This window comes from Janthinobacterium sp. ROICE36 (assembly GCF_002869965.1).
In the GTDB taxonomy this organism is placed as follows: Bacteria; Pseudomonadota; Gammaproteobacteria; order Burkholderiales; family Burkholderiaceae_D; genus Janthinobacterium.
The window spans coordinates 18,028-41,632 of sequence record NZ_PEBS01000035.1; the positions used below are offsets into that span (position 1 = coordinate 18,028).

A 23,605-nucleotide genomic window follows, 5' to 3' on the forward strand; every position below is an offset into this window, starting at 1 on the left:
GTTAATCCCTGTGCCCGTTGCCATTGCCGTGACCATTGCCATGGCCCTTGTCCGGCTTGTTGTCATGCCTGTCGCGCTTGTCATTATGCTTGTCAAAGTGCTTGTCATGCTTGTTGTCATGACGGCCGCGATCACCGTAACCGGGACGGCCATGGTCGCCATGCTGCTGGCGATAACGGGGCACGTATTGATTGTTATACCAACTATCTTGGACGAAATAGACCTCTTGGTTACAGGCATTATACTTGCGGCAGTGCTTGGACCAGTTTTTCGCATGGCCGGGCGGCACGCGCAAATAGATGGGACGGGATGAATAGTATTGCGGACGCTGCACGATGACGGGCTGGGCGTAGATCAATTGCGGCGCGGGATAGTCGCCCACGTCGATGCGTCCGTAAAAGCCTGGCTGGCCGATGCTGACGGAGACGCCCACCTGGGCAACAGCGGCGGTGGCGCCAGACAGCAAGACGGCGGCAAGAATCAGGGGTTTCATGGGGACACTCCTTTTATCAGTGATGTCTCGATTGTAGTCCTTGTGCGTCAGCTAGTTTGTTCGCAAGGATACATAAGGAAAGCCGTGGCAAACTCACCACAGCTTGCCCAAAGGCACTACCAGGCCGCTAAACAGCGACCAGTCCGGCGGCGCTGCAGTCAAGCCGCGCGCCATGCCGATATCGATGGCCAGCCGTGGCGTGGGACTGTAGGTGGCTGCCAGCAGCAACTGCGCCGTGGCTGCGGCACCGCGCAAACGCGTGCCGGACACTTCCGCCGTGGCGCCCCAACGGGTGCTGACGGGCGTGGAAAAGGAGGCCGCCCAGCCCGTTTGTACCCGGCCCGTGCCAGGGTCCGATGCCCCCAGGCGCGCGGCGTTCAGGTTGGCGTCCAGGTGCACGGCGCCCAGGTCGCGGCTGAAAATACCGTTCAGCGACACGTCGCTCTTGCCGCTGCCGATGCTGTCCTTGGCCGTCGGCAACTTCCAACCCAGTTCCAGGCCCAGCGCCGTGGCGCTGTCGAGCAAGAAAGCACGCTTGAGCACGACAGTCGTGTCGCCCACGCCCGTCTCGCGCCGGCCCGTTTCATCGCGCGCGCGCACAACACCCTCGCCTTCGAGCAGCACGCCCCATTCGGGCGTGAACGCCAGTTTAAACGTGGTTGGCAGGCTGGCGCGGCGCGTATCGTCCGTTTTCGACAGCAGGCCGCCCACCTCGAATTCCAGCTGGCCCGGCACGGGCAGCTGGGCGGGACTGGCCACGGAAGGCCGGTAAGGCAGGACGGGATCGCCCTCCTGCGCCTGCGCCAATGGTACCAGGGACAGTAGCAATAAGGAGAAACATATGGGCGACACGAAAGGAGACGGCATGAAAGACCCGGAAGCGGCAAACGCGCAATAACGACAGCCTACCACCACCGCGCCGATGGTGCCCGAGCCAGCCGCGTTCAAGCCAGGCGCCGCACGCCCTGCCTGGCCGGGGGCGCCGGCCGGCGCAGCGGCGTGACGTTGCTCGCTGGCGGTATGGCCAGCTGTTGGGCCTGGGCATGCAGGCGGAACACGCCCACCAGTTCCGTCAAGGTGTGCGCCTGCTCTTGCAGCGAGGCGGCGGCAGCCGCCGCCTCCTCCACCAGGGCCGCGTTCTGCTGCGTCACCTGGTCCATTTGCAGCACAGCCTGGTTGACTTGCTCGATGCCGGCGCTTTGTTCGGCGCTGGCGGCCGTGATTTCCTGCATGATGTCGGCCACCTGGCGCACGCTGGCGACCACTTGATCCATGGTCTTGCCCGCGTCATGCACGAGCTTGGAACCGATTTCCACCTGCTCGACGGAGTCGCCGATCAGGGTCTTGATTTCCTTGGCCGCACTGGCCGAGCGCTGCGCCAGGTTGCGCACTTCAGACGCCACGACGGCAAAACCGCGCCCCTCCTCGCCCGCCCTGGCCGCTTCCACGGCCGCGTTCAAGGCCAGGATATTGGTCTGGAAGGCGATGCCGTCGATGACGCCGATGATGTCGACGATCTTGCGCGAAGAGGCATTGATCGATTCCATCGTCTGCACTACCTGCCCCACCACGGCGCCGCCCTTGCCGGCCACCTCGGAGGCGGCGCCGGCAAGTACATTAGCCTGGCGCGCATTGTCGGCATTCTGGCGCACGGCCGAGGTCAGCTGCTCCATCGATGAAGCGGTCTCTTCCAGCGAACTGGCCTGCTCTTCCGGACGTGACGACAAATCCAGGTTACCCTGGGCGATTTCGCCCGAAGCCGTGTTGATGGTATCCGTACCCGAGCGCACCTGGCTGACGATGCCCACCAGCTTGTCGCGCATGGATTTCATGGCAAACAGCAGGCTGTCGCTGTCGTCGCTGGCCGTGCGGATATTTATGGTGAGGTCACCGCCGGCGATGGCACCGGCGATCCTGACGGCATACGCCGGTTCGCCGCCCAGCTGGCGCGTCAGTCCGCGCGTGATCAGCGCGCCCAGCGCCAGGCCGGCCGCCACGCTGCCCAGCACCAGCGCAATCATGAAGCTGCGGCTGGCCTGGTACACGCCGGACGCCTGCTCGGCCGCCGCCCTGGCGCGCGCTTCTTTCTGCAGCGAGAGTTTATCCAGCACATCGTCGAGTTCGTCGGCATGCAGCCGCGTCTTGTTGAGCAGATCGATCAGTTGCGCGCTACGCTGGGCCAGCGGCTCGGCCGCAGCCAGCGCCAGCGCCTGCCGCATGGTGGCAATATAGTCCGCTTCGACGGCGGCAAAACGGGCAAACAGCTCCTTGGCAGCGGGCGTGACAAACAGCGGTTGCGCCTTGACCAGGTAGCTTTTATTCACGTCGAGGAATTTGGCGATGTCGGCCTGACGCTTGGCGCGCTCTTCGTCAGTAGTGGCCAGCAAAAAATTACTACGGGCGCGGCCCACCTTGATCAAGGCGATGTTGGCTTCCTTGATGTGCGACAGGCCCAGCAATTCGCTGTGGTACATCTGCCCCGCCATGGTATCGATCTTGCCCATGTTGAAGATGCCGATGCCGGCCACGATGGCCCCCATCAGCGCGACACAGAAAAATGCCGCCAGCAAGCGCGTTCCCACCTTCATCCGGTTCAACATGATTTCCCCCGTAGACTGGCCCATACTCGATGCAACTGGAGCGTACTGGCTTGAATATAAAGAAAAACCACGAAACAAAATGCTCGGATTGTCACCAAACAATAATTCATTGATGTGCAACAACATGCAAAACGGCTTGCCATGCTAGGCAAGCCGTTCGGGCGCATCCTTAATGTCCGCTGTGGCCGGCCGGCTTGCGCACCGTCATTTCCACGCCGCTCTTGGCCGTGCCCTGGCCACGCACCGGTTCCGGCAAGGCGCCCGTCCATTCATAGGCCACGCTGCCGGCCGGGTGCTTGCACCAGCCCGGGTCGCGGTAGTCGCCCGGCTTCTGCTCCTTGCGCACCTTCACCGTGGTAAACATGCCGCCCATGCCGATGGCACCGAAGGGACCGTCGCCGGCCATCATCGGCAAGGTGTTGTCGGGGATCGGCATCTGCATCTCGCCCATGTCGGCCATGCCCCGCTCGCCCATCACCATGTAGCCGGGCACGAGCTGGTTGATCTTCGCGGCCACGCCCTGGTGGTCGACGCCTATCATGGTGGGCACATCATGCCCCATGGCATTCATCGTGTGGTGCGACTTGTGGCAATGGAAAGCCCAGTCGCCCAGGTCGGTGGCCGTGAACTCCACGGCGCGCATTTGGCCCACGGCAATATCGGTTGTCACTTCGGGCCAGCGCGATTCGGGCCGGGTCCAGCCGCCATCCGTGCCCGTCACCTCGAATTCATGGCCATGCATGTGGATCGGATGGTTGGTCATGGTCAGATTGCCCACGCGCACGCGCACCTTGTCGCCCTGGCGCACCACCATGGGGGCGATGCCGGGGAAGACGCGGCTGTTGAAAGTGAACAAATTAAAGTCTGTCATGGTCATGATCTTCGGCGTGTAGCTGCCGGGATCGATGTCGTAGTTGCTGAGCAAGAAGACGAAATCGCGGTCCACCTTCATGAAGTTCGGGTCTTTCGGGTGCGTCACCCAAAATCCCATCATGCCCATGGCCATCTGCGTCATTTCATCGGCATGCGGGTGGTACATAAAGGTGCCGGGGCGCTTGGCGACGAATTCATAGACGAAAGTCTTGCCCGGAGGAATGCCAGGCTGGGTCAGGCCCGTGACGCCATCCATGCCGTTGGGCAAGCGCTGGCCATGCCAGTGCACGCTCGTGTGTTCCGGCAATTTATTCGTGACGAAGATGCGCACGCGGTCGCCCTCCACCACTTCGATGGTGGGCCCCGGCGACTGGCCGTTGTAGCCCCACAGATTCGCTTGCATGCCGGGCGCCAGTTCGCGCACGACGGGTTCGGCCACCAAATGAAATTCCTTGACGTTGTTGTTCATGCGCCAGGGCAAGGACCAGCCATTCAGGGTGACGACGGGGTTGAATGGCCGCCCGTTCGGCGGCGGTGGCGGCGCCTTGGTATCGGCGCCGGCCATGCTGACGGCTTCCGGCAACGATGCCGCGCCGACTCTGCTGACGGCTGCCGCACTGAGGGCGACAGCGCCCGCATTCATGAAAAAGTTTCTACGTGTAATCATCATTATTCCTTCGCGGCAGAGCCGCTGCCATTGATGGCTGACTGCAATTCGGTTTGGGCGATCCAGAAATCGCGCTGGGTGTCGATGGCGCTGTTCACGCTGGCGACCTGCTCGCGCGCGTCAGCCAGCAGCTCGAACACGCTGGCCAGCATGCCGTTGTAGCGCAGCAATACTTCATGCGAAATCGTCTTGCGCAGCGGCACGACTTCATCGCGGTAGTGGCGCGCCAGGTCATACGTCGTGCGGTAGCGGGAATACGCCTCGCGCACTTCGGAGCGGGCCCGCACCGCCGTGCCCGCCGTGCGCTGCAGCGACTGCTCGTACAAGGCTTGCGCCTTGGCGTTGCGCGCCGTACCCCAGTCGAACAGAGGCAATTCCAGCGACACCTCATAGCCGTTCTCGCGCGGCGCCTCGTTCGTGCTCTTGTTGGTATAGCCCACGTCGAGCACATTGACGAAACCCGTCACCTTGGCAAGGCCCAGCGCGTCGGCCGTCGCGTGCGCATCGAGTTTGCGCATCTGCACGTCCAGGCGCTGCTCCATCGCCTGCGCCTCGATATTGGCCGCCTGCACCGCCTGGGCCGGCAAGTCCGGCAGGCGCGACGGTAAAGTAAAGGCCGTCTGCTTGCCCCACAGGCCCAGCTGCCGCGTCAGGTGCTCGCGCGTGGCGGTGGCCTGGTGGCGCGCGCGCGCCAGGTCGCCGACGGCGTCCGCATAAAACACTTGCTGGCGTGCCTGGTCCAGGCGGCTCCAGTTGCCCGCCTGCCGCAGGCGCGTGGCCAGTTCGGCGCCCGCCTCCGCCGACACCAGCGCCCGCTGCATGAATGCTTCCGTCTGCACGGCGGCCACGGCATTGAAGTAGGCGCGCCGCGTGTCAGACGCCAGTTGCACGGCGCTGCTGGCTGCCTGCAGCTTGGCTTGCTCGAAACGGCCCCGCTCGATGTTGACGCGCATCGGCATGGTCAGCAGTCCTGCCAGGTCGAAACTGACGCCGCGGTCGATTTCATTGCCGTGGCTGCCATGCGAGCGGCCGAACGACAGGCCCGGGTTGCGCAAACGTCCCGCTTGCACCAGGTCCGCCTCGGACGCGCCCAGCTGGGCCAGCGCCACTTTCATGCCGTGGTTGTTCATCAGGGCGATGCGCACGGCGCTGTCGGCGTCCAGGGGCTGGGCCAGCAGGGTAGCCAATTTATCCTCGCCGCCCTTGTCCGCCAGAGCGGCGGGAGCGCCCGTGCGGGCGTCGGCCAGCGCGGACACCGTCTGCATGCCGCCATCGGGGCTGAAGCTGGCGCAGCCGCTGAGCAGCAAGACGGCCGCCAGCGCCAGCGGCGTCAAACAAGTTGATTTTGTGAAACGGGCCATGTCAGTGTCCTTCGTGCTGGTGTTGCGGGGCGGGCTGGGCGGGCGGTTTGGCAGTGGGCTTATCCATTGGCATCTTGTGGCCCTCCATCTTCATCATGCCCATGTGGCCGCCGGCCTTGCCGACTTTCTCGTTGACGGCGCGCCAGGCCTGGTCGGGCGTGGCCTCGTCTTCGGCGGCGGGACGGTAGCCGGCAAAGGCGGAGCGGTACGTGCTGGCCGGCACGGGCGCTTGCGCCTCTTGCGGGGCGGGCGTGACGGCGGCGACCGGGCGGGCGGCACTGGCGGCCAGCGGCAGCGCCGCCAGCGCGAGGCTGAACAGGTATTTCATGGCATTCCTTGATTGACAGGGTATGGCGCGGCGGGCGCGCTATTGGAACGCTGGCGCGGCCGGTGCAAGGTGCAAGCACGTGCGACGGCGGCACCGCCAGGTTCAACGGGCGGTCAGGCGGAGCGCGTGCTTCTCGGGGGACGTTCGGGACCAGGCGGGATATGCCCGGCGAACAGGGAATCGGGCGCCAGCGCCGGTGGCGGCGCGCGCAGAATCAAGGCGTGCAAGGCCGGCATGCCCGGCGGCGCCGTGGCGCCCACGGTACACGCGCCATGGTTGCTGCAATCGTGGCCATGCTGCGTGGCACCGCCATCGTGCATGGCCATTGTCATCGGCTGGTCCGCCATCTGCATGTCGGCCATGTCGCCCGCATCGTCCATCTTGTGGCACTGGGGCGCCTGCGCCTGCGCTGCCACGACGGTCGCCGTTGCCGCCAGCTCGTCCACGCAACAGCTGCGCATGGCCGACGCAAAGCCCTGCAAGGGCAAGGTGACGGCCAGCAGCCAGAGCAGCGAGCGGGCGAAAAAGCGGGAAAAGCGAAAAAAGGCACGGTTCATGGCATGGACTATAAACCTTCCCACATGTGGAAGGTCAAGTCCCTATTTGCGCACGTAGCCGTGCGTCAGCCAGATGCCGTACGCACCATAATATCCCTGCCCTTCGAACAGGGCCTGGCACGCTCAGGCGGAACGGGTGCAGCGGATGCCAAGCTCTTGCTCAAACGTCATCAATATCCATCCCTGCCATCGCTGCTGTCCTCCTAGTACCTCATCAGGGCCAGATGGCAAGCGCTGGCGGGCAAACCGGACAGGCTCAGAGACAACAGAAAACAGCGGATCAGTTTATGCCGCACGTCCGCCTGTCAGGCAGGCTCGGCCAGTCCCACGCGGTTGCGTCCGTTTTCCTTGGCCACATACAGGGCTGCATCGGCGGCCAGCAACACGGCGTCCGTGCTGCGCGCACCGTGCGACGACGAGACCACGCCCAGCGAGACCGTGACGGCGCCCGCGCCGGGAATCACGGCGGCCGCCACCTTGGCGCGCAGGCGCTCGGCCACCTGCATGGCCGCGTCCAGGTCGGCGTCGGGCAGCAGCATGATGAATTCATCGCCGCCATTGCGGCACAGCACGTCGGCATCGCGCGAACAGGCGCGCATCAGCTGCGCCAGGCGCAGGATGACGTCATCGCCCACGGCATGGCCCCAGCGGTCGTTGACTTGCTTGAAATGGTCGATATCGATGGCGATGACGGAAAAGGGTCGCGCCTGCGCCTGCCAGACATCCAGCGCTGCCGCCATGCCGCGCCGGTTCGACAAACCCGTCAGCGGGTCCGTTTCCACGTCCGTCTTCAGCTTGCCGATCTTGTTCTGCAACAACGCCAAGCCCTTCAGCAAGGCTTTCTTGATCTGCGCCGCCTCCACGTACCACGAGCGGATGGCGGCGATACGTTCTGCCGTGCCGGGCGCATCCATGCGCCGCGCGCCCTCGGCCAGCTGCACCAGGGGCCGCGAAATCAGGCTGGCCAGCCACCAGATGAATGGCAGGCTCAGCAAGGCGATCGGCAAGGAATACCAGACCGTATTGACCATCAGCTGGTTCAGCGGGGCCAGCGTCATGGCCGTCGGACGCTGCGCCACGATGCCCCAGCCCGTCGACGGCATGACGGCGTAGCCGGCCAGCATGTCCACGCCCAGGCTGTTGTGCATGCGCCGGTTGCCGCCGCCCTGCTGCGCGATGATGGTGTCGATCACGTCATTGCTGCCAGCCACCTCGCCCAGGCGCTCGGGGTCCGGGTGGTACAGCAGGCGGCGGTTCTGGTCCACCACGTACAGGTAGGAGCCGTCGCGGTAGTAATGCTGGCCCAGCATGGTGTACAGGATGTTTTTCTGTTTCAGGTAGATGCTGCCGCCCACATAACCGAGGTAGCGGCCATCCTTGCCGACGATGGGATGCGAAATGAAGACCACCAGGTTGCCGGCCGAGGACATGTACGGCTGCGTCACCAGCGGGCGCCGCTCGCGCAGCGCCTGCACGGCGCCGGCCGAATCGAGCGTGCGGTGCTTGAGGGCCAGCGTTTCCGGCGACACGCCCAGCACCTTGCCCTGGGCATCGACGATGAGCACGGAATTGAAGCTGTTCGTTTGCAGGCGCAGCCGCTGCGCCTCGTCCGTCAGCCAGGCGTTGTCGCCCATGCGCGCCGGCAGGCCGCCGGCGCTGTAAGCGAGCTGCTGGCGCGCCGATTGCAGGAAATCCTCGGCCGTGCTGGCCAGCTTGCTCGCATACGCGTGGTTCGCTTCCAGGGTGGTGTCGATCAGCAACTGGCGCTGCACGCTGTAGCTGGCATAAAACGTATTGACCAGCGACACCAGGGCGCTGGCAAAGGCCACGAGCACGATCAAACGGCGCAAATTCATGCGCGGAACAGGTTTAGTCCACATGGCGTCGGCAAGAAAAAATATTGCGCTAAAGAAAGGGCGCATTATACCGAGACAACCGTGCCAATATTGAAATCTTGGCATCCATGCTCAAAGAATGTGGGCAAGCGGCAACGCAGGACGCTGTCGCCTTGCTATGCATCAAGCGTGGATGGCGTGCTTCCTGACCCAGTCCACATAGCGCTGCATCCAGCCTTGGAAGAAGCCCAGGCTGGCCGGGCCGATGCCGCCATGCTCGTCGAACAGGCCTTCCTTGGCCTGGATAAACATCTCGGGCTGGCCCAGCAGGGGCACATCCAGATAGGCCAGCACATTGCGCAAATGCTGCTGCGCCAGCGCCGTGCCCGTGGCACCCACGGAAACACCGAGCACGGCACCCGGCTTGCCGCCCCACACGCTCTGGCCATACGGGCGCGAAGCGTGGTCGAGGGCGTTTTTCAGCACGCCAGGGATAGAGCGGTTGTATTCGGGCGTGAGGAAGAGCAAGGCTTGCGAAGCAGAAATGTCGGATTTAAGGCGCAACACCTGCTCGGCCTGTGCGCCATCGTCATCCTGGTTGTACAGCGGCAAGTCGCCGATGTCGATATGTTTAAAAGAAAATTCGGGCGGCGCCAGCTTGATGATGGCGTCGGCCAGCTTGCGGTTGAAGGAATCCTTGCGCAGGCTGCCGACGATGATTGCAACTTGATATTGACTCATAGAAATCCCCGATCATGATGAAAAAAATAGCCCTGGAGTGAAGCTCACACCAAGGCTATCTTGCCACACAATCATCGGTTTCGCGCTGTCTAGCGTGCGGCTTGCGCGAGGCCTTGATACTCGCGGTAATAGCGCCCGCCCAGATTCGTCAACACTTCATAGCCGATGGTATTGGCCATGGCCGCCACGGCGTCGACCGGGTGTTCGGCGCAAATCAGGTCGACCAGGCTGCCCGGCACCACGCGCTCCTGCGCGATGGTGCTCACGTCCAGGGTGATGGAATCCATGGAGATGGCGCCGATCTGCGGCACTTTCACGCCATCGACGATGGCCAGGCCCTGGTTGCTCATGCTGCGCAGCCAGCCATCGGCATAACCGACGGAGACGGTGGCGACCTGGCGCGGCTCGCTGGCCGTGTAGCGGCGGCTGTAACCGACGTGGTCGCCGGCGGCGATCGTGCGCGTTTGCAGCACCTTGCCTTGCAGCCGGACCACGGAGCGCAGGGGATTGGGCGCGTCGCCCTGCGGCGCGATGCCGTACAGGGCAGCACCGGGGCGCACCAGGTCAAAGTGATAGTCGGGCGACAGGAAGATGCCCGAAGAATTGGCCAGGCTGGCGCGATACTGCGGCAAACGGGCGCGGATGGCGGTGAAACGGGCCAGTTGCTCGCCATTCATGGGGTTGCTCCGTTCGTCGGCGCACGCCAGGTGGCTCATGATGTAGCGCACCTTGATGCCATCGAGAAAGTGTGCATCCTGCAGCCAGCCATCGATTTCACGCGGCGACAAGCCCATGCGCGACATGCCGCTGTCGACCTGCACGATGGCGTCCAGGGTAGTGCCCAGCGCTGCTGCATGCTTGCGCCAGCCCGCCACCTGCGGCTCGCTGTTGAGCACGGGTATCAAGCCGTGGGCCGTGAATTCACCTTCCGTATCGACGGGCGGGCCGTGCAGCACGAAGATGTCCGCGTCCGGCGCCACGTGCGGGCGCAGGCTGATGCCCTCTTCCAGATGGGCCACGAAGAAATGGCGGCAACCCTCTTCATACAGGGCCGCGCCCACTTGCGCGGCGCCCAGGCCATACGCGTCGGACTTCACCACGGCCGAGCAGGCGGCCGGGTGCGCCTTGTCTCGCAGCAAGCGGTAGTTGGCGCGCACGGCATCGAGGTCCACCGTCAGGATGGCGCCGCTACGTTCCTTCGGAGGCATGCTGGCCGCCATCTCAGGCTCCCGCGTATTGCAACTTGCCGCTGCGCTGCGCGCCGCTGTAGCGCCTGACGGACAGGTCTTCGGCCAGAATCGCCGGCTGCTTCGACGACATCAGGTCGGCCAGCAATTGCGCCGAACCGCAGGACATGGTCCAGCCCAGAGTGCCGTGGCCCGTGTTCAGGAACAGGTTGCGCAGCGGCGTGCGGCCGACGATCGGCGTACCGTCCGGCGTCATCGGGCGCAAGCCCGTCCAGAACGTGGCCTGCGCCGTGTTGCCGGCGCCGGGGAACAGATCATTGACGACCATTTCCAGGGTTTCGCGGCGGCGCGGGTTCAGGTCCAGGTTGTAGCCGGCGATTTCCGCCATGCCGCCCACGCGGATGCGGTCGTCGAAACGCGTGACGGCTATCTTGTAGGTTTCATCGAGGATGGTCGACACGGGCGCCTTGGCCGCGTTGACGATAGGCACGGTGATCGAATAGCCCTTCAGCGGATACACGGGAATGTCCAGCAGCGGCTTCATGAAGCCGGTCGAGTAGGAACCGAGGGCCACCACATAGGAATCGGCCTTGACGATTTCCGCGCCGCATTGCACGCCAGCAATTTCGTCGCCCTGCGTCAGCAAGGCATCGATGGCCACGCCATAACGGAACTTCACGCCCAGCGCCACGGCCATTTCCGACAGGCGCGTGGTAAACAGCTGACAATCGCCCGTTTCATCGTTGGGCAGGCGCAAGCCACCGAACAGTTTATCCTTGACACCTTCCAGGGCCGGTTCGGCGCGCGACAACTCGTTGCGCTGCAGCACTTCATACGGCACGCCTGCGTCTTTCAACACTTCGATATCTTTCGCGGCGTCGTTGTATTGCTTTTCAGTGCGGAACAATTGCATCGTGCCTTGCTGGCGGCCTTCATAGGTGATGCCCGCCTCGGCGCGCAGCACCTTGAAGCAGTCGCGGCTGTACTCGGCCAGGCGCACCATGCGTTCCTTGTTCACGGCATACGCTTCCGGGGTGCAATTACGCAACATCTGCCACATCCACTTGAGCTGGGCGGCGCTGCCGTCGAGCGAGATGGCCAGCGGTGCGTGGCGCTGCATCATCCACTTCACGGCTTTCAAGGGAATGCCGGGCGCCGCCCATGGCGAGGCGTAGCCGGGCGAGATTTGCCCCGCATTCGCGAAGCTGGTTTCCAGTGCCGGGCCCGGCTGGCGGTCGATGACGGTCACCTCATGTCCTGCCTTGGCCAGATAGTAAGCACTGGTGACGCCGATGACGCCGCTACCCAGAATCACAATACGCATAGTTTCCTCGATTATATTTATGGCTAGCGCCAGATTAACCGCTATCATATTGGGAAAGAGCCAGTATTTGTTCACGTATAAATCGAGATATTCAGCAATAAATCATGAGAATCCTTAAAGAATCGGCACGTGGCCTCGACAAGCTGGACCGCCACATCCTGCGCATCCTGCAACAGGATGGCCGCATCTCGATGAAAGACCTGGGCGAACAGGTGGGCCTGTCGATCACGCCCTGCATCGAGCGGGTCAAGCGCATGGAACGCGACGGCGTCATCACGGGCTACCACGCCAAGGTGAACCCGGCCGCGCTGGGCGCCAAGCTGCTCGTCTTTGTGGAGATTACGCTGAATCAAAAATCGGCGTCTGCCTTCGAGCAATTCCGCCGCGAAGTGCTGCAAATTCCCGAAGTACAGGAATGCCATCTGGTGTCGGGCGACTTCGACTATCTGATCAAGGCGCGCATCCATGAAATGGCCGAGTACCGCAAGCTGCTGGGCGACATGCTGTTGCAACTGCCGGGCGCCGCGCAATCGAAAAGCTATGTGGTGATGGAAGAAATCAAGGAAACCCTGGCGCTGCCCACCGACGTGCTGCAGAGCCGCTGAAGGTACCGGCTGCCGGTACCGGTAGCATCGTTTTGTTCGCCTTTGTATAATCTTGTAGCACATTCGTGGCGACACAAGCACACTCCCCACCTGACATCACGCCCGTCCCCTCTGAGATTGGAAGCAGTGATGCACACTGGGAGTCCATATGAACACATTGATAAAACTGGCAGCATCCTGCCTCGCGGGCCTGGCCGTGGCCATGTGCACCGCCAGTGAATACAAGGTCAACCGCGCGCCCGATAACGGCGCCTTCTATCAGAACATCAAGGTGGGCAAGACCACCCGCCTCGACCTCGACGCGGCCCTGGGCAACGCCACCGTCGTCAGCTTCGATCCGGGCTATGAAGTCTGGGTCTACAAGAACCAGTTGCAAGCGCCCAAGGTGACGCGGCTGATCCCCCTGCTGGGCGAAAAAGGCACGCGCGAAGTGGCCGTCATGTTCGACCAGGCGGGCATCGTCAGGAAATTCCGGATACACGAGCCGCGCAAGTAAATCACGCAAATAAGCTGCACAAGCAAGCCATGGGGAACGCGCCAGCCGCGCCCTCTTGTTCTACACTGGCGTTTTCTCTTCCTGCGCCCCATGCAACGACCTGCTAACTTCGCCCACCTTTCGGCGGAACAAGACTGGCAACACACGACAGCGTATCCACCGCTAGGCTTCACACCGTTTTCCGAAGGCGCGCTGGGCAACGGCGACACTTTCGGCCTGTACTGGCCCATCGGCCGCGAAGCGTTCGAACCGATCGTGGTCGAGACGTGGCATGACGAATGGCGTATCCAGCCACACTTTTCCAGCCTGGCGGCGTTTCTGCAAGCCCACGCAGCCGCAGAGGACGAGTATATCGCCACGCCCTCGCTGGCCGATGATGCCGCCTCGCCGCGCGCCGCCTTCCTGGCTGCCAAGGAATGGATTGCGCAGCGCAACCCGGACGCTGCCATCGCGCTGCTGGAAGCGGCGCTGGCCATCCTGCCCGAATATACGGACGCCCTGGTGCTGCTGCATGGCCAGTATGTGCGCGCTGGAAGCTGCCCCAGGGCAGCGGCGACTCGGCAGCGCTATGGTTGTCGGGCATGGCTTAGTTGCTGCCGGAACAGCTTGCGATACGCCGATGGCGACGTCTGCAAGTTCGCCCGGAAATGCTGGCGCAGCGACAGGGCCGTGCCGAAGCCAGCCTCTTGCGCCACGACATCGATCGAGGCCGCGCTTTTTTCCAGCATGCCTTGCGCATGCGCCAGACGCTGGTTCAGCAGCCACTGCTTGAATGACGTACCCGTGGCCTGGCGGAAATGGCGCGTAAAATTACGCCGGCTCATGGCGGCCCGCTCGGCCAGCGCGTCGATGCTGTGCGCCTGGCCCAGGCTGGCCGTCACGCAGGCGAGCACATCGGCGAAGCGCCCTTCGCTGCCGGACACGGGCAGCGGGCGCTCGATGAATTGCGCCTGCCCACCCTGGCGGTGCGGCGCCACCAGCAGCCGGCGCGCCACCCGGTTGGCCACCTCGGCGCCCGCCAGCTGGCGCAGCAAATACAGGCAGCAATCGAGGCCGGCCGCCACGCCCGCTGACGTCAGCACGCCGCCATCGTCCACATACAGCACTTCCCGGTCCACCCTGACCTTGGGATAGCGGGCCGCCAGCCCGTCCGCCATGCCCCAGTGCGTGGCCGCGCTCTTGCCATCCAACAAGCCTGCCTGCGCCAGGGGAAACGCGCCCAGACACAGGCCCACCATGCGCGCACCGCGCCGGCTGGCCGCCTGCAGTGCCTCGATCAATGGCGCCGGCGCAGCGCGGCAATCGTCGTGCCACGCCGGCATGATGACGATATCGGCCCCCTCCACTCCTTCCAGCCCGAACTCGGGCGTGATGCAAAAGCCAGCCGCCGTGCGCAGGGGTGAGGGATCGGCGGCGCACACGCGCACGTGGAAAGGCGGCAGATCGACCTCGTCCGTCTGGGCGCCAAACACGAGGCAAGGCACGGACAAGTGAAATGGCGTCATGCCGTCGAAGGCGATCACGGCCACGCTCAGAAGGGAGGAAGAAGCAGGAATAGTAGGCATGGCCCGATTTTATCGCATATCGGCCTTCAGGCCACTTTATATTTACGGCGCACGGCCTGACAATGGCCTTATCGAGGAGCTGTTTCCTCTTTTCAACCTTTCCAGGAGAACCCATGTCCACCGCCCCACGTCGCGCCCTGCTCGTCATCGATGTACAAAATGAATACTTCACGGGCGACATGCCCATCGAATACCCGTCCGTCGACATCTCGCTGCCGAATATCGTCACCGCCATGGCCGCCGCCCGCGCCGCCGGCGTGCCCGTGATCGTCGTCCAGCACGATGCGCCGGAAGCCTCCCCCATCTTCGCAAAAGGCAGCGACAGCTGGCAGTTGCATCCGCAAGTGGCCGCCTTCCCCGCCGACCACCGCATCAACAAGGTCATGGGCAGCGCGTTTGCGGGCACGGACTTGCGCGCCTGGCTGGAGAGCCATGGCATCGACACCTTGACGGTGATCGGCTACATGACGCACAACTGCGACGCCGCCACCATCTACCACGCCGCGCACGACGGCTTGCAAGTCGAGTTCCTGCAGGACGCCACCGGCACCCTGCCCTACGCGAATGCGGGAGGCACGGCCAGCGCGGAGGAAATCCACCGCGTCTTCAGCACTGTGTTTCATTCGAATTTCGCCGCCGTCGTCAGCACGCAGGACTGGCTGGCTGCCGTACGCGAAGGCAAGCCTCTGGAAATGGACAATATTTATCTGTCGAACCAGCGCGCGCGACAAGCGCAGGCGAACTGACACTTGCCGGAATGGACGGGTATGATGCGTCCATTCCAAACTTGATGTTGAGCGATGCGAAAAATAACTGTGCTGGGCTTAACGACCGCGGGTGTTTTCCTGCTGGCCACCGCCGCCCTGGTGCTGGCGGGCCTGCACGACAAACTGGCGCCTGCCGACGTGATCGTCGTGCCCGGCAATACGATCCTGCCCGACGGCACGCCCAGCCCCCGCTTGCAGGCGCGGCTCGACGTGGCGCTCAGGCAGTTCCAGGAACACAGGGCGCCGCACATCCTCGTCAGCGGAGCCACGGGCAAGGAAGGTTTTGACGAGGCCGCTTCCATGGCCCGCTACCTGGCCAAGCGCGGCGTGCCGGCCAGTGCCATCATTGAGGATAATCAAGGCTGGACCACGGACGCCACGGCCCGCAATGCGGCGGCCCTGATGCTCCAGCATGGCTGGCACACGGCCATGGTCGCCACGCAATATTTTCATGTGCCGCGCTTCCGGCTGGCCCTGGAACGGGCCGGCATCGCTGTCAGCGGCCAGGTGCACGCGCCCTACTTCGAGCTGCGCGACCTGTATTCCGTGCCGCGCGAAACGCTGGGCTACGCCGTGTATTACGCGCGGCCCTGATTCCCTCTTATTCACTCCAGTCGCGCGACCGCTCCACGGCCCGCTGCCATTTGTGCAAGCGCGTCAGGCGCTCCTCGGCCGCCATGGCCGGTTCGAAACGGCGTCCCACCTGCCATTGGGCGGCGATTTCTTCCTGCGATTCCCAGAAACCCACGGCCAGGCCCGCCAGGTAGGCGGCGCCCAGGGCCGTCGTTTCCGTTACCACGGGACGCACCACGGGCACGTTCAGAATGTCGGCCTGGAACTGCATCAGCATGTCGTTGCGGGCCGCGCCGCCATCGACGCGCAATTCGGATAGCGCGATGCCCGCATCGTCCTGCATGGCGGACAAGACGTCCACGTTCTGGTAGGCCACGCCTTCCAGCGCGGCCCGGGCGATGTGCGCCTTGCCCGTGCCGCGCGTGATGCCGATCAGGGTGCCGCGCGCGTACGGATCCCAGTACGGCGCGCCGAGCCCGGCAAACGCGGGCACGAAGACCAGGCCGCCCGAATCGGGCACGCTGGTGGCCAGCGCTTCCACTTCAGACGAGTCGCGGATGATGCCGATGCCATCGCGCATCCATTGCACGGCCGCGCCCGCGATAAAGGCGCTGCCTTCGAGCAAGTAATCGGTCTTGTCGCTACCGGCTCCCAGGCTCCAGCCCACCGTCGTCAACAAGCGGTTTTTCGAGGGCAAGGGGCGCTTGCCCACGTTCATCAGCATGAAGCAGCCCGTGCCGTAGGTGTTTTTCGCCATGCCCGGTTGCAAACAGGCCTGGCCGAAGGTGGCGGCCTGCTGGTCGCCCGCGATGCCGGCGATCGGCACGGAGACGCCCAGCAATGCCGCGTGCGTGTACGCGGCCACGCCGCTCGATGGCACGACGTCGGGCAGCAGCGAAGCGGGAATGTCCAGCAGCGCCAGCAAATCCGTGTCCCATTGCAAAGTGTGAATATTGAACAGCATGGTGCGCGCCGCGTTGCTCGTGTCCGTGAGGTGGGCGCCGCTCATCTTGTAGATCAGCCAGCTGTCGACGGTGCCGAAGGCCAGCTCGCCCCGCTCGGCGCGCGCGCGGGCACCGGGCACCTTGTCGAGCAGCCATTTCAACTTGGTGGCGGAAAAATAGGCGTCCAGCACGAGCCCCGTCTTGCGCTGGATCAAGTCCGCCTTGCCCTGCTCGACCAGTTGCGCGCAGTAGGCCGCATTTCTGCGGTCTTGCCAGACGATGGCATTGGCAACGGGCTCGCCCGTGGCGCGGTCCCACAGCACCGTCGTTTCGCGCTGGTTGGTCACGCCGATGGCGGCCACGTCGGATGCGGCCACGCCGCTGTCGCGCAGCACTTGCTGCAGCACGCCCTCTTGCGAGGCCCAGATTTCGCCCGCGTCATGCTCGACCCAGCCCGGCTGGGGAAATATCTGGCGGAATTCCCGCTGCGCGCTGGCGTGCGGCCGGCCCGCATGGTCAAACAGAATGGCGCGCGAACTGGTGGTGCCCTGGTCTAAAGCAAGTATATATTTGGTCATGGTCGCTACTACGTCTTTACAGTGAAGGGGCACGGGCAAGCGCCCGTGCCCCGGAAAAGCGGCGGCAGAAGTTTACACGACTACCTTACCTTGCCTTCTTTCCACGCCTGCAATAATTTATCGTAGGCAATCGTTTCACCCTTCGGCTTTTCATTCGCCAGCTTTTTCCATGGAGCGTGCTGGTCCGACAGATACTGGTTCGGGTCGCCTTTCGGATTGAGCTTGGGCGCACACGCCTTCATGCCCGCCCGCTGCAGGCGCGCCATGACCTGGTCCATTTCCTCGGCCAGCTTATCCATGGCCGCTTGCGGCGTCTTTTCCGCCGTGATGGCCGTGGCCACGTTCTTCCACCACAGCTGCGCCAGCTTCGGATAGTCGGGCACGTTGTTACCCGTCGGCGTCCACGCCACGCGGGCAGGGCTGCGGTAGAACTCGATCAAGCCGCCGTATTCGTTTGCATGCTTCGTGAAGTAATCGTGGCGGATGTCGGAATCGCGAATGAAAGTCAGGCCGACAATCGATTTCTTCAGCGAGACGGTTTTCGAGGTGACAAACTGCGCATACAGCCAGGCGGCGGCCTTGCGGTCGTCCGGCGTGGACTTGAACAGGAACCAGGAACCCACGTCCTGATAGCCGTTCTGCATACCTTCTTTCCAGTACGGGCCGTGCGGCGACGGCGCCATGCGCCATTTCGGCGTGCCATCCTTGTTGACGACCGGCAAGCCCGGTTTCGTCATGCCGGCCGTAAATGCCGTGTACCAGAAAATTTGCTGGGCGATTTCGCCCTGCCCCGGCACGGGACCCGATTCCGAGAAATTCATGCCGTTCGCCTGCGGCGGCGCGTATTTCTTCATCCAGTCGATGTATTTCGTCAGCGCAAACACGGCCGCCGGCGAATTGGTGGCGCCGCCGCGCGAGACGGACGCGCCCACGGGCGTGCACTTGTCGGCCGCCACCTTGATGCCCCACTCGTCGACCGGCATGCCGTTCGGAATGCCCTTGTCGGCCGCGCCAGCCATCGACAGCCACGCATCGGTGAAGCGCCAGCCCAGCGACGGGTCTTTTTTGCCGTAATCCATGTGGCCATAGACTTTCTTGCCGTCCAGTTCCTTCACATCATTCGTGAAGAAATCGGCGATGTCTTCATACGCGGACCAGTTTTGCGGCACGCCCAGCTCGTAGCCATACTTGGCCTTGAACTTGGCTTGCAAATCCTTGCGCGCGAACCAGTCGGCGCGGAACCAGTACAGGTTGGCAAATTGCTGGTCGGGCAATTGATACACCTTGCCATCGGGCGCCGTGGTAAAGCTGATGCCGATGAAATCCTTCAAATCCAGGCCGGGGTTGGTGAATTCCCTGCCCTTGCCAGCCATGTAGTCGGACAGGGGTTCGACGGCGCCATAGCGGTAATGCGTGCCGATCAGGTCGGAATCGGATATCCAGCCGTCATAGATGCTCTTGCCTGACTGCATGGAGGTCTGCAGCTTTTCCACCACGTCGCCTTCCTGGATGATGTCGTGGCGCACCTTGATGCCCGTGATTTCCTCGAAAGCCTTGGCCAGGGTCTTCGATTCGTAGACGTGGGTATCGATGGTTTCCGAGACCACGGAAATTTCCTTGATGCCCTTGGCTTTCAACTTGGCCGCCGCATCGATGAACCATTTCATTTCAGCAAGCTGTTGCTGCTTGCTCAGGCTGGATGGCTGGAATTCCTTGTCGATCCAGGTTTGCGCCTGCCTGGCATCAGCCAGGACTGCATTCGACACGAGCATGGCCGCAGCCGCGAAGACCGTGAACTTCAATTTCATCGTGAATCTCCTTTTATTTTATTGCCGGCCGCCTGCTGACGGTCCGGCCTCCATCAACACCGGCAAGCCGGCTCACCCCCACCGCATGACAAGCAACAACAAGACAAAACTGATGGCAGCACCTATCGCCTGCTGCATTTCCGTAAAGCCAGCCCAGGCCAGATTCACATACGCAGCCAGCAAGAGGCCGATGAACAAACGGTCGCCGCGCGTGGTGGGCATGGGCAAGAAACCCTTGCGCTCTATGCTGGGCGAGCGGATTTGCCACACCGTCATGCCAGCCAGCATCAAGCCTATACAAATGAAAAAGATGACCACTTCCGGCGTCCACGCCATCCAGCCGAACAGGCTGGCTGTGCTGTCATTGGTATTTTCCATGTCACACCCTCCCCATCGCAAAACCCTTGGCAATGTAATGCCGCACGAACCAGATCACCAGCGCGCCGGGCACGATGGTCAGCACGCCTGCCGCCGCCAGCACGCCCCAGTCCATGCCGGCCGCCGACACGGTGCGCGTCATGGTGGCGGCAATCGGCTTGGCATTGACGGAAGTCAAGGTGCGCGCCAGCAGCAATTCCACCCAGCTGAACATGAAGCAGAAGAAAGCCGTCACGCCCACGCCCGACTTGATCATCGGCAAGAAGATGCGGATGAAGAAGCGGGGGAAACTGTAGCCATCGATATACGCCGTCTCGTCGATTTCCTTGGGCACGCCGGACATGAAGCCTTCCAGTATCCACACGGCCAGCGGCACGTTGAAGACCATGTGCGCCAGCGCTACGGCCAGATGCGTATCCATCAGGCCCACCGTCGAATACAGCTGGAAGAAGGGCACGAGGAAGACGGCCGGTGGCGTCATGCGGTTGGTCAAGAGCCAGAAGAACAAATGCTTGTCGCCGACAAAGTTGTAGCGCGAAAAGGCATAGGCGGCCGGCAAGGCGACCGTCACCGACATCACCATGTTCAGCGCCACGTAAATCATGGAATTGATGTAACCGCTGTACCAGGATAGGTCCGTGAAAATCGTGTGATAGTTGGCAAACGTCAGCTGCCGGGGCCACAGGCTCAGCACACCGACGATTTCCTCGTTGGTCTTGAGCGACATATTGAGCATCCAGTAGATGGGCAACAGGGACGCCAGCAAAAAGACGACGAGGATGGCAGTGCTCGTTTTCTTGTGCATCATTTCTGGTCTCCCGTGCCGACGCGCTGCATCCACGTGTACAGCACAAAGCAGAACAGCAAGATGATGAGGAAGTAAATCAGGGAAAACGCGGAAGCCGGCCCCAGGTCGAACTGGCCCACGGCCTTTTGCGTCAGGTATTGCGACAAAAAGGTGGTGGCATTGCCGGGACCGCCGCCCGTCAGCACGAACGGTTCCGTGTAGATCATGAAACTGTCCATGAAGCGCAGCAACACGGCGATCATCAGCACATTGCGCAGTTTCGGCAGCTGGATGTAGCGGAACACGGCCAGGCGCGAAGCGCCGTCGATGCGTGCCGCCTGGTAATACGCGTCGGGAATGGCGCGCAAGCCCGCGTAGCACAGCAGCACGACCAAGGGCGTCCAGTGCCAGATATCCATCACCATCACCGTCAGCCAGGCGTCGAGCGAATTGCCGTTGTAGTTGTAATCAAAACCCAGCTGATTCAGGCTGTAGCCCATCAGGCCGATGTCGCCGCGGCCAAAGATTTGCCAGATAGTACCCACCACGTTCCAGGGAATCAGCAAGGGCAGCGCGATCAGCACCAGCGCCAGCGAGGCCTTCCAGCCATCGGCCGGCATGCACAGGGCGATCAATATACCCAGCGGAATCTGGATCGCCAGCACGCAGCCGGAAAACAGCAGCTGGCGCAGCAAGGCGCTGTGCAAGTCGCCGTCCAGCATGACCATGCGGAACCACTCGGTGCCCACAAACACCTTTTGCGTGGGGCTCAGGATATCTTGCACGGAATAGTTCACCACCGTCATCAGGGGCAAGATGGCGGAAAAGGCCACGCACAGCAGCACGGGCAGTATCAGTAGCCAGGCGCGGCGGTTGTTGTCGGTTTTACCGTTATGTATCATCAGGCCACCCGCTTATCGTTGACATAGAACAAGGTTCGTTGCGGCGGAAAGCGCAGCCGCACAGTCTTTCCCGCTACCGCATCGATGGCGCGCAGCTTGGCCGCCACCGTTGCACCGCCCAGTTGGAATTCCGCCAGATAATGCGTGCCCATGTTGCGCACGGCCGTGACCGTGGCATCCAGGCAGTGGTCGCCACTCTCGCCCGCCGGCAAGCATTCGACGAATTCGGGCCGCACGCCCAAGGTGATTTTGCCTTGCGCCCCTAGCAGCGCCGCACGGGCTGCAGCGGACACGGTCAGTGCCTGTCCCGCCACCCTCGCGGCGCCATCGTCCAAGGTGCAATCGAGCAAGTTCATGCCCGGATTGCCGATGAAATAACCGACAAACGTGTGTTCCGGCTCCTCGAACAGCGCTTGCGCGCTGCCCGTCTGCACCACTTCGCCCTGCGTCATGACGACCACCTGGTCGGCAAAGGTCAAGGCTTCCACCTGGTCGTGCGTGACGTAGATCAACGATAACTTCAATTCGTGGTGGATTTCCTTCAATTTTCTACGCAGCAGCCATTTCAGGTGCGGGTCGATCACCGTCAGCGGTTCATCGAACAGCACGGCCGCCACGTCGGGGCGCACGAGGCCCCGTCCCAGCGAAATCTTTTGCTTGGCATCCACAGACAAGCCGCTGGCGCGCAGTTTCAAGTCGCCCGTCAGCTCCAGCATCTGCGCCACCTGCTGCACGCGTTTTTTCACCTCGATTTCTTTCCAGCCGCGATTGCGCAGCGGAAACGCCAAGTTGTCGTGCACGGTCATGGTGTCGTAGATGACGGGAAACTGGAACACTTGCGCGATATTGCGTGCTTCGGTGGGCAGTTGCGTCACATCCTTGCCGTCAAACAGCACCTTGCCATGCGACGGTTTCACCAGGCCGGAGATGATATTGAGCAAGGTCGTCTTGCCGCAGCCGGACGGGCCCAGCAAGGCGTACGCGCCGCCGTCATGCCATGCCATGCTCATGGGCCGCAGCGCATAGTCGGCGGGTGCAGTCGGGTTCGGTTTATAGGCGTGGGCCAAGTCGACCAGTTCGATGCGCGCCATGTCACACTCCTCCTTGCACAGGAGCGAACAGCAGGCCGCCGTCTTGCGCGAAGATCAGCAGGGCATGCGGCTGGCAATACACGGTGCAGGCGCTGCCGATCTCCAGATTGTGCACGCCGCCAAGCTGCGCCACCAGGGCCAGCTCGCCACGGCGCGCATGCAGATAGGTTTCCGAGCCGCTGATTTCCGCCAGGTCCACCTGCGCCGCGATGGCCACGTCGCCATCGGACTGCGGCGACAAGTGCAGGCTGTGTGCGCGCACGCCGAGAATCACCTCCGTGCTGTCGCTCAGGCGCGCGCGCTGTTCGCCGCTCAGGTGAATCGCCAGGCCATCGGCCGCCTGCGCCACGCCGTGCGCATCCACGCGCGCGGGAATCAGGTTGATGGGCGGGTCGCTGAAGGTGCGCGCCACGGCGATGGAATTGGGCGCGTTGAAGACGTCTAGCGTCGGCCCCTGCTGCAACAAGCGCCCCTCATGCAGCACAGCCACGTGGCCACCCAGCTGCAGCGCTTCCAGCGGTTCCGTGGTGGCGTACACGACCGTCGTGCTGCCGCTGGAAAACAGTTCCGTCAATTCGCGGCGCAATTCCTCGCGCAATTTGTAATCGAGATTGACGAGCGGTTCGTCGAGCAGCAGCAGGGAGGCATCCTTGATCAGCGCGCGTCCCAGCGCCGTGCGCTGCTGCTGGCCGCCCGACAGTTCGCCTGGCGTGCGCTGCAGATACGGCGTGATGTGCAGGCGCTCGGCCAGCGCCAGCACTTTCGCGCGTATCTCCTCCTCGGGCACCTTGCGCAAGCGCAAGGGCGAGGCAATATTGTCGTACACGGTAAAGGCCGGATAATTGATGAATTGCTGGTACACCATGGCCAGGTTGCGACGGCTGACAGGCACGCCCGTCACGTCGACGCCATCGGCCGTGACGCTGCCCCCGCTGGGCTTGTCCAGGCCCGCCATCACGCGCATCAGGGTGGTCTTGCCGGCACGCGTGGTGCCCAGCAAGACGTTGATGGCGCCCGGCACGAGGGCCAGCGACATCGGATATAAAAAGTCGTCAGCACCCTGTTTCCTGCTGATCTTGTCCAGTACCAGTTGCACGCGCTTCTCCTCCAGTGATGGTTTCTTATTCTTCGCCGCACCCTCTGCG

The 23,605-nt window shown here is 63.0% G+C and carries 24 protein-coding genes; 4 read left to right on the forward strand and 20 right to left on the reverse strand.

Features of this window, described 5'->3' with window-relative positions; translation table 11 throughout:
* Position 1: 1 nt before the first annotated feature.
* The 11 genes from CSZ94_RS15375 to CSZ94_RS15425 all read right to left on the reverse strand — a co-directional run bounded on the left by CSZ94_RS15375 (position 2) and on the right by CSZ94_RS15425 (position 11,966).
* A complete protein-coding gene (locus tag CSZ94_RS15375) occupies positions 2–493 on the reverse strand; it encodes a hypothetical protein (protein WP_102122302.1) in 492 nt (163 codons plus the stop codon).
* A 93-nt stretch (positions 494–586) separates the two neighbouring features.
* Complete coding sequence (locus tag CSZ94_RS15380) at positions 587–1,321, reverse strand: transporter (RefSeq protein ID WP_258001002.1); 735 nt, start codon at positions 1,319–1,321, stop codon at positions 587–589.
* Positions 1,322–1,437: 116 nt separating this feature from the next.
* Positions 1,438–3,093, reverse strand: coding sequence for a methyl-accepting chemotaxis protein (locus CSZ94_RS29185; RefSeq protein ID WP_146009812.1), 1,656 nt, complete (start codon positions 3,091–3,093; stop codon positions 1,438–1,440).
* Between the two features lie 169 nt (positions 3,094–3,262).
* Entirely contained in the window at positions 3,263–4,633 is a 1,371-nt protein-coding gene (locus CSZ94_RS15390) for a multicopper oxidase family protein (RefSeq protein WP_102122303.1), read from the reverse strand.
* Positions 4,634–4,635: 2 nt separating this feature from the next.
* Positions 4,636–5,994, reverse strand: coding sequence for a TolC family protein (locus tag CSZ94_RS15395; RefSeq protein ID WP_102122304.1), 1,359 nt, complete (start codon positions 5,992–5,994; stop codon positions 4,636–4,638).
* A gap of 1 nt (position 5,995) precedes the next feature.
* A complete protein-coding gene (locus tag CSZ94_RS15400; RefSeq protein WP_102122305.1) occupies positions 5,996–6,322 on the reverse strand; it encodes a hypothetical protein in 327 nt (108 codons plus the stop codon).
* Between the two features lie 113 nt (positions 6,323–6,435).
* Positions 6,436–6,879 (reverse strand): hypothetical protein, encoded by a 444-nt coding sequence (locus tag CSZ94_RS15405; RefSeq protein WP_102122306.1) that lies wholly within the window; start codon positions 6,877–6,879, stop codon positions 6,436–6,438.
* 305 nt (positions 6,880–7,184) lie between these two features.
* A complete protein-coding gene (locus CSZ94_RS15410) occupies positions 7,185–8,759 on the reverse strand; it encodes a sensor domain-containing diguanylate cyclase (RefSeq protein WP_102122333.1) in 1,575 nt (524 codons plus the stop codon).
* 138 nt (positions 8,760–8,897) lie between these two features.
* Positions 8,898–9,455, reverse strand: a complete 558-nt coding sequence (locus tag CSZ94_RS15415; protein WP_102122307.1) for an NADPH-dependent FMN reductase — start codon at positions 9,453–9,455, stop codon at positions 8,898–8,900.
* 89 nt (positions 9,456–9,544) lie between these two features.
* Complete coding sequence (alr, locus tag CSZ94_RS15420; protein WP_258001003.1) at positions 9,545–10,663, reverse strand: alanine racemase; 1,119 nt, start codon at positions 10,661–10,663, stop codon at positions 9,545–9,547.
* A 13-nt stretch (positions 10,664–10,676) separates the two neighbouring features.
* Positions 10,677–11,966 carry a D-amino acid dehydrogenase gene (locus CSZ94_RS15425; protein WP_102122309.1) on the reverse strand — a complete coding sequence of 430 codons (1,290 nt, stop codon included), beginning with the start codon at positions 11,964–11,966 and terminating at the stop codon, positions 10,677–10,679.
* A gap of 104 nt (positions 11,967–12,070) precedes the next feature.
* On the opposite strand from CSZ94_RS15425, the gene CSZ94_RS15430 reads away from it, so the two are divergent.
* Both CSZ94_RS15430 and CSZ94_RS15435 read left to right on the forward strand, forming a co-directional pair.
* A complete protein-coding gene (locus CSZ94_RS15430) occupies positions 12,071–12,571 on the forward strand; it encodes an Lrp/AsnC ligand binding domain-containing protein (protein WP_102122310.1) in 501 nt (166 codons plus the stop codon).
* A 148-nt stretch (positions 12,572–12,719) separates the two neighbouring features.
* The gene (locus CSZ94_RS15435) at positions 12,720–13,067 is read left to right on the forward strand and encodes a hypothetical protein (RefSeq protein WP_102122311.1); all 348 of its coding nucleotides are present in this window, start codon (positions 12,720–12,722) and stop codon (positions 13,065–13,067) included.
* 162 nt (positions 13,068–13,229) lie between these two features.
* Here CSZ94_RS15435 and CSZ94_RS15440 read toward each other — a convergent pair whose 3' ends face one another.
* Together CSZ94_RS15440 and CSZ94_RS15445 are read right to left on the reverse strand one after the other, a co-directional pair.
* The gene (locus tag CSZ94_RS15440) at positions 13,230–13,580 is read right to left on the reverse strand and encodes a hypothetical protein (protein WP_102122312.1); all 351 of its coding nucleotides are present in this window, start codon (positions 13,578–13,580) and stop codon (positions 13,230–13,232) included.
* Positions 13,581–13,633: 53 nt separating this feature from the next.
* Entirely contained in the window at positions 13,634–14,602 is a 969-nt protein-coding gene (locus CSZ94_RS15445; protein WP_441326565.1) for a GlxA family transcriptional regulator, read from the reverse strand.
* Between the two features lie 143 nt (positions 14,603–14,745).
* Between CSZ94_RS15445 and CSZ94_RS15450 the strand changes: the two genes are divergently transcribed.
* Together CSZ94_RS15450 and CSZ94_RS15455 are read left to right on the forward strand one after the other, a co-directional pair.
* Positions 14,746–15,378: a cysteine hydrolase family protein gene (locus tag CSZ94_RS15450; protein WP_102122314.1), complete on the forward strand. Its 633-nt coding sequence runs from the start codon at positions 14,746–14,748 to the stop codon at positions 15,376–15,378.
* 54 nt (positions 15,379–15,432) lie between these two features.
* The gene (locus tag CSZ94_RS15455; protein ID WP_258001004.1) at positions 15,433–15,993 is read left to right on the forward strand and encodes a YdcF family protein; all 561 of its coding nucleotides are present in this window, start codon (positions 15,433–15,435) and stop codon (positions 15,991–15,993) included.
* 7 nt (positions 15,994–16,000) lie between these two features.
* Here the strand turns inward: CSZ94_RS15455 and glpK are convergent, their stop codons facing one another.
* The 7 genes from glpK to CSZ94_RS15490 all read right to left on the reverse strand — a co-directional run bounded on the left by glpK (position 16,001) and on the right by CSZ94_RS15490 (position 23,556).
* Positions 16,001–17,494 carry a glycerol kinase GlpK gene (gene glpK / locus CSZ94_RS15460; RefSeq protein WP_102122315.1) on the reverse strand — a complete coding sequence of 498 codons (1,494 nt, stop codon included), beginning with the start codon at positions 17,492–17,494 and terminating at the stop codon, positions 16,001–16,003.
* A gap of 80 nt (positions 17,495–17,574) precedes the next feature.
* Positions 17,575–19,302: an ABC transporter substrate-binding protein gene (locus CSZ94_RS15465; RefSeq protein ID WP_102122316.1), complete on the reverse strand. Its 1,728-nt coding sequence runs from the start codon at positions 19,300–19,302 to the stop codon at positions 17,575–17,577.
* 72 nt (positions 19,303–19,374) lie between these two features.
* The gene (locus tag CSZ94_RS15470) at positions 19,375–19,650 is read right to left on the reverse strand and encodes a DUF2160 domain-containing protein (protein ID WP_102122335.1); all 276 of its coding nucleotides are present in this window, start codon (positions 19,648–19,650) and stop codon (positions 19,375–19,377) included.
* Between the two features lie 31 nt (positions 19,651–19,681).
* A complete protein-coding gene (locus CSZ94_RS15475) occupies positions 19,682–20,488 on the reverse strand; it encodes a carbohydrate ABC transporter permease (RefSeq protein WP_102122317.1) in 807 nt (268 codons plus the stop codon).
* Complete coding sequence (locus CSZ94_RS15480) at positions 20,485–21,369, reverse strand: carbohydrate ABC transporter permease (RefSeq protein WP_102122318.1); 885 nt, start codon at positions 21,367–21,369, stop codon at positions 20,485–20,487. The genes CSZ94_RS15475 and CSZ94_RS15480 overlap by 4 nt, the downstream gene beginning before the upstream one ends.
* Positions 21,369–22,460: an ABC transporter ATP-binding protein gene (locus CSZ94_RS15485; protein ID WP_102122319.1), complete on the reverse strand. Its 1,092-nt coding sequence runs from the start codon at positions 22,458–22,460 to the stop codon at positions 21,369–21,371. The genes CSZ94_RS15480 and CSZ94_RS15485 overlap by 1 nt, the downstream gene beginning before the upstream one ends.
* 1 nt (position 22,461) lies before the next feature.
* On the reverse strand, positions 22,462–23,556 hold the full coding sequence (locus tag CSZ94_RS15490) for an ABC transporter ATP-binding protein (protein ID WP_102122320.1): 1,095 nt from the start codon (positions 23,554–23,556) through the stop codon (positions 22,462–22,464).
* Positions 23,557–23,605: the final 49 nt, after the last annotated feature.